This is a genomic window from Rhodoferax sp. P2_H8_2, assembly GCF_056403235.1.
This window is the reverse complement of the sequence record NZ_JBFUFW010000001.1, coordinates 430,892-444,784: the sequence shown is the minus strand read 5'-3', so window position 1 is coordinate 444,784 and position 13,893 is coordinate 430,892. Positions and strand designations below refer to the sequence as shown.

10 protein-coding genes are annotated in these 13,893 nt (G+C 60.9%); 3 read left to right on the top strand and 7 right to left on the bottom strand.

Annotated elements, in window-relative coordinates:
* Positions 1 to 154: 154 nt before the first annotated feature.
* On the top strand, positions 155 to 400 hold the full coding sequence (locus AC1DV6_RS02140) for a hypothetical protein (RefSeq protein WP_477974666.1): 246 nt from the start codon (positions 155 to 157) through the stop codon (positions 398 to 400).
* 49 nt (positions 401 to 449) lie between these two features.
* Here AC1DV6_RS02140 and AC1DV6_RS02135 read toward each other — a convergent pair whose 3' ends face one another.
* The 6 genes from AC1DV6_RS02135 to AC1DV6_RS02110 all read right to left on the bottom strand — a co-directional run bounded on the left by AC1DV6_RS02135 (position 450) and on the right by AC1DV6_RS02110 (position 9,643).
* Positions 450 to 3,662 carry an efflux RND transporter permease subunit gene (locus tag AC1DV6_RS02135; RefSeq protein WP_477974664.1) on the bottom strand — a complete coding sequence of 1,071 codons (3,213 nt, stop codon included), beginning with the start codon at positions 3,660 to 3,662 and terminating at the stop codon, positions 450 to 452.
* 2 nt (positions 3,663 to 3,664) lie between these two features.
* On the bottom strand, positions 3,665 to 4,807 hold the full coding sequence (locus AC1DV6_RS02130) for an efflux RND transporter periplasmic adaptor subunit (RefSeq protein WP_477974663.1): 1,143 nt from the start codon (positions 4,805 to 4,807) through the stop codon (positions 3,665 to 3,667).
* Positions 4,808 to 5,025: 218 nt separating this feature from the next.
* A complete protein-coding gene (locus AC1DV6_RS02125; RefSeq protein WP_477974662.1) occupies positions 5,026 to 6,207 on the bottom strand; it encodes an esterase/lipase family protein in 1,182 nt (393 codons plus the stop codon).
* Positions 6,208 to 6,215: 8 nt separating this feature from the next.
* Positions 6,216 to 7,049, bottom strand: coding sequence for a creatininase family protein (locus AC1DV6_RS02120; protein WP_477974660.1), 834 nt, complete (start codon positions 7,047 to 7,049; stop codon positions 6,216 to 6,218).
* Between the two features lies 1 nt (position 7,050).
* Positions 7,051 to 7,995: a pseudouridine synthase gene (locus AC1DV6_RS02115; protein ID WP_477974658.1), complete on the bottom strand. Its 945-nt coding sequence runs from the start codon at positions 7,993 to 7,995 to the stop codon at positions 7,051 to 7,053.
* Positions 7,996 to 8,056: 61 nt separating this feature from the next.
* Positions 8,057 to 9,643: a methyl-accepting chemotaxis protein gene (locus AC1DV6_RS02110; RefSeq protein WP_477974656.1), complete on the bottom strand. Its 1,587-nt coding sequence runs from the start codon at positions 9,641 to 9,643 to the stop codon at positions 8,057 to 8,059.
* A gap of 147 nt (positions 9,644 to 9,790) precedes the next feature.
* Here AC1DV6_RS02110 and AC1DV6_RS02105 point away from each other — a divergent pair, with 147 nt between their 5' ends.
* Positions 9,791 to 10,378: a TIGR02466 family protein gene (locus AC1DV6_RS02105; protein WP_477974654.1), complete on the top strand. Its 588-nt coding sequence runs from the start codon at positions 9,791 to 9,793 to the stop codon at positions 10,376 to 10,378.
* Between the two features lie 161 nt (positions 10,379 to 10,539).
* Positions 10,540 to 11,799: a protein kinase domain-containing protein gene (locus AC1DV6_RS02100; protein ID WP_477974652.1), complete on the top strand. Its 1,260-nt coding sequence runs from the start codon at positions 10,540 to 10,542 to the stop codon at positions 11,797 to 11,799.
* 53 nt (positions 11,800 to 11,852) lie between these two features.
* Here the strand turns inward: AC1DV6_RS02100 and AC1DV6_RS02095 are convergent, their stop codons facing one another.
* A complete protein-coding gene (locus AC1DV6_RS02095; RefSeq protein WP_477974651.1) occupies positions 11,853 to 13,889 on the bottom strand; it encodes a M13 family metallopeptidase in 2,037 nt (678 codons plus the stop codon).
* Between the last annotated feature and the right edge of the window lie 4 nt (positions 13,890 to 13,893).

Here is a 13,893-nt window from a genome sequence, read left to right as displayed (position 1 = left end):
GGTCAGGGGGTATCTAAAAGGGGGATCGCACCTATTTGGGGACGATCCGGGACATTTCAAGAAATGGGGATTGTGCACAAGGGAATTCCGCGGTCCGTCAGTTGCGTGTCATGGAATTCCCGTTAGTATTGAGGCAAAGAGGGATGTCGCAACAATGAAGCCGGAAAAACCGCAAAACCCAGGTGCGCCCAAAACCAGTTCAGGAAAGCCGTACGACGCTTTGCTGGATCCCTTGCCCCTGCCCGATGTAGTCGAGAGCGACTCGGACACCGCCTGGGGTCTTTGGCAGAACAGTCTGCAAACGGACGATGGCGACGATCTTCCTGCACCACCCCCCAAGGATCCGTCCTACGACGACACCGTGCCCATGGATCTGACCGATCCGGATACCAAGATATAAATAAAAAACCGACCCTAGGGTCGGTTTTTTATTGGGGCGTCGTGCCCGTTCAGACCGGGGCCAGGCCCTTGCGGCCTTGCACCTTGTTCCACAGTTTCATGACCATGCGGAACCCGAAGCGCAACAACAACAAGGTCGCGATGGCTTCGGCAAAGGTGAGTGCGAAGGCCACCAGCACATTGAGGCGTTCCGCGCGGCGGTGGAACTTGGCCACCATGCGGTCGCGCTTGATTTCAATACTGTCGTAGAAGGTCGGCACCATCAGCAGCGTCAGGATCGTCGAGGTGATCGTGCCGCCGATGATCGCGATGGCCAATGGTTGGTAGAACTCGCCGCCTTCACCCATGCCGATGGCCACTGGCAACATGCCAGCGATCAGCGCAAAGGTCGTCATCAGGATAGGCCGCAGACGCACCCGGCCCGCATGCATCAGCGCATCTTCGCGGTCCACACCTTCAGCTTCCTGCTTGCGCGCAGCGTCCAGCAGCAGGATCGCGTTCTTCGCGACCAGACCCATCAGCATGATCACGCCGATCATGCTCATCAGGTTCAGCGTGCTGCGGGCAATGATCAGGGCCACCACCACGCCGATCAGCGACAGCGGCAGCGACAGCATCACTGCCAGCGGCGCGGTGAACGAGCCGAACTGCATCACCAGAATCAGGTACATCAGGCCAATGCCGGAGATCAGCGCAATGCCCATTTGCTTGCCCAGTTCGGCCTGGTCCTGACCAGCGCCACCCAAGTCCATACCATAGCCTGGTGGGTAGGAGAAGCTCTTGGCCAGCTTGACGGCGTCATCGGTGACTTCACCGTTGGAGCGGCCCTGCACGTTGGCCGACACGGTAACCGTGCGCTTGCCATCGGTGTGGTCGATGCCGGAGGGGCCCTTGCCCATGGTCACGGTGGCGATCTGCTCCAGCGGCACCATCTGGTTGGTGCCGGTCACATTGACAGGCAGCCGTTCGATGTTTTCCTTGCTGACACGGTCATCCGGGTGCAGGCGCACCGCGACATCGCGGGTTTCGCCGCTTGGGTCGACCCAGTCGCCGACTTCAATACCGGCAAAGGCCACGCGCAGAGCTTGCGCCGCGTCATTGGCGGTAATGCCCATGGAGTTGGCCAAGCCGCGGTTCAGTTCGATCTGCAGTTCCTTCTTGGGCTCCTGCTCGGACAGGCCCACGTCCACCGCACCAGGGATCTGGCGCAGCTTGTCCATATAGGCATTGGTGATCTCCAGCAGCTTGCGCGAGTCAGGTCCGGTGAAGTCGATCTGCACCGGTTTGCGGGCGCCGTTGTTCAGGTCGTCCAGCACCGTGTATTCGGCACCGATCAAAGGCCGGATCTTTTCACGCAGGTCGGAAGCGATCTGTTTGGCGCTGCGGGCCCGCGTATTGCGCTTGCCGATATCGATATATATACGGCCGCCGCTTGGGCTGATGTTGACGTTGGTTTCCTTGGTCTCGGGCAGCGTGTGTGCAATATCGGCGGCCCGCATCATCTTCAGGCGGGCGTACTCGACTGACGACGAAGCCGGTGTGCGCACTTCAATCATGATGTTGCCGGAGTCGGATGCTGGCAGGAAGGCGGTTCCGCCCACGGTGGCTTGCAGCACGATGGCGCCGACAAAGCTGGCGATCGCAATGACACCCATCCAGATGCGGTGGTGCAGTGCCCAGGCAATCACATTGCCGTAGCGGTCGGCCTGGTGGTCAAACCAGTCGTTGAAAACCTGCAGCTTTTTGGAGATGCCTGTCTTGGGTGCAGTGTGGTGGTCTGCCGGGTCACCCCAGTAGGCCGACAGCATCGGATCCAGCGTGAACGAGATCGCCAGGCTGACCAGCACCGAGCAGGTCACTGTCAGCGCAAACGGTCGGAACCATTCGCCGGACACGCCGGGCATGAAGGCCACGGGAATGAACACCGCAATGATGGAGAACGTCGTGGCCGCCACGGCCAGACCGATTTCCGCCGTGCCTTCCAGTGCCGCAGTGCGGCGGTCGGAGCCATTTTGCATATGGCGCACGATGTTTTCCCGCACCACGATCGCATCGTCAATCAGCACACCAATCGCCAAAGAGAGGCCCAGCAGCGTCATGAAGTTCAGCGTGAAGCCGCATAACCAGACCGCAATGAATGCGGCAATCACCGATGTCGGCAGGGATAGCGCAGTAATCAGGGTGGAGCGCCAGGAGTTCAGGAAAGCGTAAACCACAAAGATGGTCAACACGGCGCCCAATACCAGCGATTCGATCACGTTGTTCAGGCTGCGCTGCGCATCCTTGCCGCCATCGCGGGTGATTTCCAGCTTGGTGCCCTGGCCTTCTTTGTCCAGGTCCTTGTTGATTTCCTCGACCATCTTGCGGATGGAGTCGGCAACACTGACCGTGGAGGCATCGCGGGCCCGGGTGATCTGGATACCGACGTTGGCTTTGCCGCTGCGCACGCTGAAAGAAGAGATGTCCGCATAGGCGTCTTCAATCGAAGCGACCTGGGCCAGGCGCACGATCTGCCCGCCCATGCGTTTGACTACTACGTTCTGGAACTCTTCCGGCGTTTCGATGCGACCAATCAGGCGAATGCTCTCTTCATCCAGCTTGCCGGTGACCTTGCCGACCGGCGCATTGGTGTTTTGCGCACGCAAAGCAGCCACCACATCGCTGGCCGAAATGTTGAATTCGCGCATCTTCTCGGCGCGCAACAACACCGACAGTTCACGCTTCAGAGAGCCGTTGATGATGACGGTGGCAACACCGGGTACAGCGCGCAGGCGATCCGACAACTGGTCCTCCGCCAGACGTGAAATCGCGGCGTGGCTTTGGCTGTTGGACGACAGCGCCATGTTCATGATGGGCTGGGCGGAAGGGTTGAAGCGGCGCAGCACCGGTTCACGCATTTCGGTCGGCAGCTTGTAGCGCAGATTGGAGATCACGCCACGCACTTCGTCCGAGGCCTCGATCATGTTCTTGGAGAACGAGAACTCGATCCAGAACGAGGCATTGCTTTCGTTGCTACTGGAGTAGACGTGCACCGCACCGGGCACGGACAGCAGCGATTTTTCCAGCCGGTTGACGATTTCGCGTTCGACCGAATCAGGCGATGCGCCGGGGTAGAGCAGCGAAACCTGTACGCCGGGCACTTCGACATCCGGGTTCTGGTTGACGCGCAGCTTGGAGAGGGCCAAGAGGCCCATCGCCATCAGCGCGATGATCAGGACGATCGTCGCGACCGGCTTCTTGATACTGAAATCTGAGAGGAACATGCTTACTTCCCTTCAGCTGCAGGAGCGGATGCGGGCTGGGCCGGCTTGGAGGTTGCCATTTCAACGTCCTGGCCGGCCTTGAGGCTGGAGCTCGGCGAGCGCATCACGACATCGCCAGCAGTCAGACCGCTCTTGACTTCGTAATAGCCGGTGCGTGCATCACGCGGGCCGACAGTCAAATCCACCTTGGCCAGCTTTTGGTCCTTCACGCGCCAGGCCGACGTCTTGTCGCCCGCCTTGACCAGTGCGCCTTCTGGCAGCGTCAGGGCTGCCACCTTGGTGGTTTCGATATTGCCTTCGGCATACAGACCGCTGACGCGGGGCTGGGCCGCATCGTTGAATGCCACCAGAATTTCCACCTGGCGTGTCACATCGTTGGCGCTGGGGTTCATGCGCATGACCTTGCCGCGGAAGTCCTGTGTGTAGCCGTTGATACGGAAATTGACGGCCTGACCGAGCTTGACTTGGCTGACCTTGTCAGCCGAGATGCGGCCTTCAAAACGCATGCTGCTGGGGTCCAGCACCTTCAGCAATTCCTTGCCGACGGATGCGGTGTCACCCGCGGAGACTTTGCGTTCGCCGACGACACCGTCAAACGGTGCGCGCACTGCGGTGCGGTCCAGCTGCTGGCGGGCGCTGGCAGCGCGGGCGTTGGAGGCGGACAGCTCACTTTGTGCGGCATTGCGGCGCACTTCGGCGTCGTCCAGTGCCTGCATGGAGGTCATGCCGGACTCACGCAATGTCTTCAGACGTTGCAGCGTACGTTCGGCCTGGTCCAGCGCCTGGGCGGCGCTGCGGGCATTGTCTTCCGCCGAGCGCAGGTTGTCGCGGATCGCGGTTTCGTCCAGCCGCACCAGCACGTCGCCCTTGCGCACCACATCGCCGTTTTCCTTCATGACCTGCAGCACGACGGCAGACACTTCGGCGCGCAAATCGGCTTTGCGCTCGGGCTGGATGGAGCCGGTGATGACCGGGCCGCTGGCCACCGTGCTGTCCTGGGTGGTGATCAGGTCTTCCGGTGCCACGACGATTTTGGTCGGCGCATTGTCACCGTCCTTCTTGTCGCTCTTGGCAGACGATTTATTGCAGGCGGACAGGCTGACGGACAGCGCGAGAATCAATATCAGGGGCAGAGTGCGCGACATCGGGGAATCTCCAGAAAGGAAGCGGTTTTTCGGCAGCATGGCGGCAAATAGGAGCAGAAGTCGCCTGCAAGGGGCCAATTATGGCGTCAGGGTGCTAATGTAAAGAAGCTTAATGACCAGCACATCCAATTTGCGACCAATTGCTGATTGGCCGGATATTTGGTGGTTTTTGGGGTGTTTTTGCGTATTGAACGGCACGCGCTCCGGACAGGCTTGGTCTAGCGGGCCAACCAATCCCGCAGTTTCTCCGCCACCGCCGTGCTGTTCAGTAATGCCATGTGGTGGGTTTGCCACGCGATCCATTGGTTGGGTTTGGGGAAAACCAGATGGAGTTTGGGGTCGTCGTGTTGCCCCAGCGCGCTTTGCAAAGGCACCAATCCGTCCCCGATCAGGCGATCCGCCAAAGCGCCGCGCCGCGCGGCAGTGGTGGCCGCGACCGTGTAACAGGCCACGCCCGCGGGCAACGGCAGGCTCTGGCGCCGGTCCGGGCTGCGTCGGAAACGGTCTTGACCCTGCCAGTCAGCATCCATTGCAAGGCCAAAGCGCAGATCGGTAATGCCTGCGCTGCGCAACTGGCCCAGTTTGGCGAACGGACGGGAGTACGGCGTGGCGCCCAGAATCACATCGACCCAGTTGCCCGCGCGTTCCAGCGGAGCGCCGTGGTGGGGCGTGCCCAGAAAGACGATGGTTTTCAGGCTTTGCGGCCATTGCATACCGGATTGCCGGGCCGTGTGGACCGCACTGCGGGTAATCAGGCCGCCCATGCTGTGGGCCACGATGGTCAAGTCTTCAATTGGCACGGGCCACAGCCTGCGCAGTTGCTCAAGCTGCTCGGCCAGTTCCTGGCCGTTGGTCGAGGTGTGCAGGCCGGTGTTGTAGCGCAGGTAGACCGGCGTGTAGCCCAGGTCTTGCAACGGCAAATCCCACGACAACTCGTTCATGCATAGGCCGTGGATGGACAACATCACTTTGCCGTTCACCTCGGTTGCGCTCGGTTTGTCTTGCGGGCTCAAAACCCGACCCGACCAGCGCAGCGTCATCGGTGTGGCCAGCGGGTTGTTGGTAGCCGCCAGCCGGTCACCCAGTACGCCATTCAGTGCAGCCAGAACGGCTGCGCGCTGGTAGGACTCGGGCGCAGATTGCTCGGCAAGCTCCAGCATCGGTTGCAGTTTGGCCAACAACACGTCCACGCTTTTGCCCACCAGCTGGGTGACGCCGCGCACGCACTGGTAAACCAATCCTGTGAGGCCACGGGTTTCGCCAGGCGCTTTGCCGCCGGGCACGCCCATGCTGCCCCAGACCGACTGGTGCACGCCCTCGGCGATGCGGGCTACACCCACCGTCGCCTGGGTCGCTAGTTGCGCTGCGCCGCGGATGTCAGTGGGGCGCAGGTGCTGCATGGGGCGTTTCAGGAGAGGTCGGGCGAAGCTTTGAGCGTGGAGAGCGGCAAGTCGCTCACTTCGGCGAGCAGCTTGGCCAATTGCACGCCCGCCGCATCCAGCAGCGCCTGGCCCTTGGCCGCGGTCGCCGCTGCGGCATTGCCGGCTGCGCCCTGCGTGTTGTAGTCCTGCATTTGCCAGCCCAGCTTCGCACTCTTGCCGTTGCCCAGAATCGGATATTTCGCGGCGCGGTCTTGCGAGCTGCTGTGAAAATTCTTGGCTTGTGCCATGTCCACGCGTTTGGATGCGAGGGCCAGCATCATCGACGTTTCCATATCACCCGCGTGCACGCCAAAGCGGTGCTCTTCCGCAGGGAACAAGCCGTTGACCGCATCGCCCAGCGGCAGGTTGTACCAACTGCTGCTGTACACAATCATGTCGTGCGCGGTGCGCAGCTCGCGCGCGACGATGTCCATCAGGCTGACCTGACCGCCATGGCTGTTGAATAGCACCAGCTTTTTGATACCGGCGCGCGCCACACTGGCACCCAGCTCGGTCCACAGCGCAATCAGCGTGGGCGCGGAAAGTGTCAGCGTGCCGGGAAAGCGGATGTGCTCGGGGCTATAGCCCACGGCCTGGGTTGGCAATACCAGCACGGGTAACTCAGCGGCCAAGTGCGGCAGGGCGGCGGCAATTACGCCGTCCACCAAAGTGCCGTCTACGCTTGTGGGCAGATGCGGGCCATGTTGCTCGGTCGCGGCCACTGGCAGGACTGCCACCGCCTTGTCCAACAACGGGCTGGCCGCCAGTTGCGCGAAGTGGTGGGTGCTGAGGTCAGCCCAGAAGCGGGAAGGGAGTTGCATTTCAGAATCGCTCATGCGGCTGCAGGTAGCGCCACTGGCCCACCGGCAGATTGCCCAGCATCACCTTGCCGACACGCACGCGCTTCAAGCCCACAACCTTCAGGCCGACCATTTCGCACATGCGGCGGATCTGCCGCTTCTTGCCTTCGGTCAGCACAAAGCGCAGTTGCTCGGGGTTTTGCCATTCGACCTTGGCGTGCTTCAGCGCCTGGCCGTCCAGGCTCAGGCCATGGCGCAGTTGTTTGAGTTTTTCCATCGGGAAGACGGACTGCACATCCTGGCTCACCGGGTCGTCGTCGTCGATGCGGCTGAGTTGGGTGACTTTGCCGCCGTACGTGGCGGCAGCCGATGTCGCCGCAGCGGCGTTTTCGTTGCCGGTGTAGACGACGCGCACCAGATACTCTTTTTCCATCACCGAGTCTTCGCCGATCAACAGGCGCGCCACTCGGCCATCCTGCGTCAGCACCAACAGGCCGGTGGAGTCAATGTCGAGCCGCCCGGCGGGCACCAGACTCTTGAGCTGGCTGCCGTGGAAGAAGAAGCGCGCGTTGTCCTCGGCCCAGCGGTTACCGGGCTGAATCAGCGTGATCGCCGGTTCGTGGCCGTCTTCGGCCTGGCCGCTGACGATGCCCAGCGGCTTGTTGAGCAGGATGGTGACTTGTTTGGCCTGTTGGCCCTCGGCCAACTTGTGGATTTCGATCTTCACATCGGGCAGGACCTGCATGCCCATCTCGGCGACGCGGCCGTTGACGGTAACCCAGCCCTTGCCAATCCACTCATCGGCCTCGCGGCGCGAGGCCATGCCCAACTCGGCCATGCGCTTGTTCAGCCGTACCGTGCCATTGGCGCCGTGGGCTGCGGTGTTGGATTGCCCGGCGGGAATAGGCGCCTTGGCAGGCGGAGGCGCTGCGCGGCGGAAGGTGGGGGTCGGTTTGGGGTCGGTCATGCGCTATAAATTTGAGAGCTGGTTGCGCACATTTTACGGGCGTTGGAGGCCGATTTTGCTCTTAACGCAGCAGACGCCCGCTCTGAGAGTGGCCGCCCACGTTGAACACGGAAACCACTTTGGACAGATGTTCGGCCTGATCGCGCATGGAAGAGGCTGCCGCAGCCGACTCTTCCACCAATGCAGCGTTTTGCTGGGTCATCTGGTCCAGGTTGGCAACGGCCTGGTTGACCTGGGCAATCCCGTCCCGCTGTTCGCCGGACGCTGCCGTGATCTCGCCGATCAGCTGCGTTACGCGCTGCACGCTGCTGACGATTTCGCCCATGGTCTTGCCGGCTTGTTCCACCTGCTGGGAGCCGGATTCCACGCTGCTGACCGACGCGCTGATCAGTCCTTTGATCTCCTTGGCCGCTTCAGCCGAGCGCTGGGCCAGGCTGCGCACCTCGGAGGCCACCACGGCAAACCCGCGACCCTGTTCACCCGCGCGAGCGGCTTCGACCGCGGCATTGAGTGCCAGGATGTTGGTCTGAAATGCGATGCCGTCAATCGTGCCGATGATGTCGCCAATCTTGCGCGATGAATCGGTGATGTGCTGCATGCTGACCACTACCTGGCCGACGACGGCGCCGCCGCGTGCCGCGATTTCTGCCGCAGCAGTGGCGAGCTGGTTGGCTTCGCGTGCGGTGTCCGCCGACTGGTTCACGGTGGCGGTCAACTCTTCCATGCTGGCGGCGGTCTCCTGCAAATTCGAGGCGGTTTGCTCAGTGCGCGCTGACAAGTCGTGGTTGCCCGATGCGATTTCGCCGGAAGCGGTGGTGACGGACTCCACGCCCGTGCGAACGTCCGAGACCAGGCTTCGGAGCTTGGTGACCATGTCAGACAGTGCGCGCATCAGCACGCCCAGCTCATCCTTGCGGTCGTCATGCACTTCGCGGGTCAGGTCTCCGTCGGTAATGGCCTGGGCCACCTTGACGGCACGGTCCAGCGGGCCAGTGATTGAGCGCACCAACAACAGTGTGAGGAAAATGCTCAACGCAAACACGGCCACGATGCTGACGATGGAAACCAGTACCAACTTTTGCCGCACTGCCTCCAGCGCGGTGACGGCCTCATCACGCTGCTTTTCCTGCACGGCCACGTATTTGTCGATAGCGTCCAGGTAGGCAGTTGCCAGCGGCTTGTATTCCTTTTCAGTGAAAGCCTGCACCCCGGCCATATCACCGGCGGCGCGCAAATCCTTGATCTTCGGCCCCACAGCCCGCAGCTCGGTGCGCGTTTTGGCGACATAGGCCAAGGCCGCCTTGTCCGCTTCCGTCACGGCGGTCTTGTTGACCTGTTCCTGCACGGGTGTGATGCGGGCTGTCAGCGCGGCAACGCGGGCGTCAAAGTCTTTTTTGAGATCCAGATCGCTGGTGCCCGCGCTGCTCATCGACATCGTGACTGCCAGTTCACCCAGGCCGCGCCAGCGCACCGCGGTGGTAATAGCCTCTTCGAATTTGGCCACGACGCGCTCAGTGTCGTCGGTTGCCTGGCGGGAGCGCAGCTGGCCCCAGATCGCTACCGAGAGCATCAGGAGCAAAAGCCCGAGGATCACTAACCACAGTTTGTGTGCTACCCGCAGATCGTTGAACATTTTGTTCGTTCTCACTTGTTATTGATGGCCCATGCGCGCGGCAAGAGCATGTATGTCAGACGATAACAAACGCCGGGCGCAACGGCAAGGTCGCGCAAGACAGCCGTAGCTATACTGCGCCGGAGCCCCGCGGGGTAGTTTTGAATTGAATAGTTGCCAACCATGGAAAAACAAACTCTCAAGCTTTTCCCGACACCGGTCAATTACTACAAGGAGGTCTTGTCGCCCGCGCAACTCAGCACCATATGCAAGCACTGTCTGGACGTGGAGGCGGGGGAGCACGGTGCATTCGTTGGAGAAACCAAGTCCTCTTTTGGACTGAATTCCCATCTGATCGAGGAATTGGAAGCCCGCTATCCGATCCTCAAGGGGCTTACGAATGGCCTATCCGCGTTGTTGAAAGATTACGCGCGTGAGTTGGGATTCAATGACGTCACGATGACCAACTCCTGGTTCAATGTGCAGTACCCCGGCAGTGTGCTCAAGCACCATGTACATCCCGAGTCCAAAGTGTCTGCGGGGCTGTATGTCCAGACAGACGAAAAGAGCAGCGATCTGTACCTTGAGAACCCAAATCCATTTTTGAACTTCGTTCGGCCAGATACCTATACCGAATACACCTTTGAGTTCGCAAAGTTCCATCCGGCGCCTGGAGATCTGGTGCTTTTCCCGTCCTGGATCAAGCACGGTTCCGGCTTTGAAACGAATCAGTCGGCGCAGCGGGTCGTTATTAGCATGAACGCCTTCTGAGGCGACAGGGGCGCACGCCCGAACGCGCGGGTCCCTATCGCGCGCTTCTTTGCGCTTACAAATTTGGTATCGGCATACAGGTTCCGGGGCGCTATAGTCACCCTACCTCTGCCAGATCAGAGGACTAAAACGTTGGCCATCCCTGTTCGTGAGGTGCGGGTTTGAAGATTCTTATCGTTGAAGACGAAGCTGATATTCGTGAAAATCTGGCGCTGCTGCTGCGCATGGAAGGCTACGAGCCGCTTGAAGCTGGCAACGGATTGACCGGCCTGGCGTTGGCGCGCCAGTATCTGCCCGATCTGATCCTGTCGGATGTGCTGATGCCCGAGCTCGACGGCTACGGTTTTCTGGAGGCGCTGCGGGCCGATCCCGTCACAGCCTCCATCCCCTTCATCTTTCTGACGGGCAAAACCGACCGCGCACAGCGTCGCCGCGGCATGAACCTGGGCGCGGACGACTATCTTGGCAAGCCCTTCACCCGCGACGAAATTCTGGATGCCGTCAATGCCCGCATGAAGCGCGTGCAGGTGATGGAGAAAACCGGCCCCAAGGCTGCTGCACAACCGACCGGCGTGCCTCCGGTCATCAAAGGCTACCGCATGCTGCGCCGTCTGGGTGCGGGCGGCATGTCAGAAGTGTTCCTGGCCAAGCGCGAGTCCGACGGTCTGGAAGTGGCCGTGAAGCTGCTCGACACCCGCATCAACCAGGACGCCAATCTGCTGGAGCGCTTTATCCAGGAATACGCACTCCTGGAACAAATCGAACACCCGAATGTGGCGCGGATTTTTGCGCACGGCTTTACCGATACGCATGCCTTCATCACGATGGAGTATTTCGCGCACGGCGACATCAAGCGCCGCCTCGCGGCGGGATTCTCTCCATTTGAGGCGCTGTCGATCGCGCTACAGGTGGCCTACGCTCTGTCGCAAATCCACGCCCTGGGCATCGTGCACCGCGACGTAAAACCCGACAACCTGATGGTGCGCGAAGATGGCAGTGTTGCGCTGATCGACTTTGGCGTGGCCAAACACGCCACTCAGAATTTGGAGCACACACAGCAAGGCGAGATCGTCGGATCGCCGTATTACCTGAGCCCGGAACAAGCGGGCGGCAAACCGGTCAGCCAGGTCAGCGATATCTACAGCTTGGGCGTGATCTTCTATGAGATGGTGACCGGCAAGCGGCCGTATGTGGCCGACAGCATGGAAGCGCTGCTGTACCAGCATGTGCATTCACCGCCACCGCGCTTCGAGCCCAAGTTCGGCGAGTTCCAGAATCTGTTGGACCAGATGATGAACAAGAACCCCAAAAAGCGCTTCCCCAGCGCGCAGGCGCTGGCCGACTACATCGTCAACATGTGGCCGACGATGCTGCGACTGATGCAGGCCCGCTCGTTACAGCACGGCGCCAAAGCGCCTTGAGGCTATAAAAAACGTAGCTTCTTGCGCACGTTCTGTGCGCTCTGCAGCCATTTTCACCACATGATGACGCGCTGCTCGGGCAGCAGATACATCTTATCGCCGGGCTTGATGTCAAACGCTTCGTAAAAGCCGGGCTGGTTGGCCACGGTGCCTTTCACGCGGAACTCGCCGGGCGAATGTGGGTCGGTCTTGATCTGCATGATGGCGGCGTCTTCGCGCTGCAGGTTGCGGTACTTGATGCCAAAGCCGATGTACAGGCGCTGCTCGCCAGTCATTCCGTCGATCACCGGCGAAGGCTTGCCACCCAGTGACTTCTTGTACGCCTTGTAGGCAATCGCCACGCCGGAGTTATCGCCAATGTTTTCGCCCAGCGTCAGCTTGCCGTTGACGAAGTAGCCCGGCACCGGGCTGAACAGCGAATACTGCTGCACCAGGCCCGCGGCGCGCAGCGTGAAGGCCTTGCGGTCTTCCGGAGTCCACCAGTTGCGCAGATTGCCCAGGCCGTCGTACTGGCTGCCCTGGTCGTCAAAGCCGTGGCTGATTTCGTGGCCGATGCTGGTGCCCACAGCGCCATAGTTCACCGCGTCTTCAGCCTTCACATTGAAGAACGGCGGCTGCAACAAGGCGGCAGGGAAGGTGATCGCATTCCTTAGCGAGCTGTACTGCGCGTTGACGGTCTGTGGCGTCATCGACCATTCGCCACGGTCCACCGGTTGGCCCAGCTTGTCGATGCCGCGCTGGTAGGCGAAGTTGCGCGCTGCGCGCACGTTGGCAACGAGGTTCTTGCGCTGGGTCTTGAGCGCCGAGTAGTCACGCCATTTGTCGGGGTAGCCAATGTTGGGGCGGAAGGTGGCCAGCTTTGCCAGCGCTTCCTTCTTGGTCTCGGGTCCCATCCACTCCAGCGTGTTGATGCCTTCGCGGAAGGTGGCGAGGAAGTTGTCCACCATGGCCTGCACGCGGGCCTTGTTCTCCGGTGGGAAGAATTTGGCAACGTAGAGCTTGCCCACTGCTTCGCCCATCGCACCGTCGACAAAGCGCTGTGCCAATTGCCACTGCGGCTCGTTCTCGGGTACGCCGCGCAGCGTCTTGCCGGTGAAGGCAAAGCGCTCGTCGACTATGGTCTGCGAAAGATAGGGCGCGTAGCTGGCGACCAGATGTGCGGTGAAGTAGCTGCGCCAAGTGTCCAGTGGTGTGGAGTCGATCAGGCTCGCCATGGCGGTGAAGTAGCTGGGTTGGCGCACCACGAGGTAGTCGGTCTTGCCTGTCAGTCCGACTGCGTTCACATAGGCATTCCAATCAAAACCGGGCGCCAGTTCGCTTAAGCGATTGAAAGGTATCGGGTTGTAGGCCTTGATCGCGTCTCTGCTTTCCACGCGTGTCCATTGGATCTTTGCCAGGGCCGTCTCCAGCGCGAGGACGGCGTCCGTATGGTCGGCTGTCAGTTTTTTGTCCCCGCCAATGGTCAGCAGCTTCTTCACATGCGCCCGGTAGGCCTTGCGTGCCGCCATCAGTCGGGCGTCATCGTCCTGCAGGTAATAGTCGCGGTCCGGCAGCCCCAGCCCGTCCTGGCTGGCGTACACCGCATAGCGCGTCGCATCCTTGGCATCCTGGGCGACGCTCAGCGATATCGGCGTGGTCACACCGATGCGGCTCAAATGGGCCATCAGCGCAGGCAAGTCCTTCTTGTCGCGCGTCGCGGTAATGCGCACGATGTCCGCCAGCAATGGCAATACGCCCTGTTGATCACGTGACTTCTGATCGAAAAACGTCTGGTACAGATCGGCAATCTTGCGCGTCTCGCTACCCGCAGGGCCTGGGTTTTTGACTGCCTCATCCAGAATGGTGCGAACCTGCTCTTGCGCTGTTTCCCGCAACTGCAGATAGGTGCCCCAGGAGGCCTTGCTGGCCGGGATCTGCGTGGACTGCATCCACTTGCCGTTGATGTAGCCGTAGAAGTCGTCCTGTACGCGCACCGACGTGTCGAATGCACTGGTGTCGATGCCGGAGGTCAGCGGCGTCGTGGTTTGGGCAAAGGCGGCAAAAGTAGTAAATGCCAGCGCGAGGCTGGCAGCGCAGATGGATTTTTTCATCTGC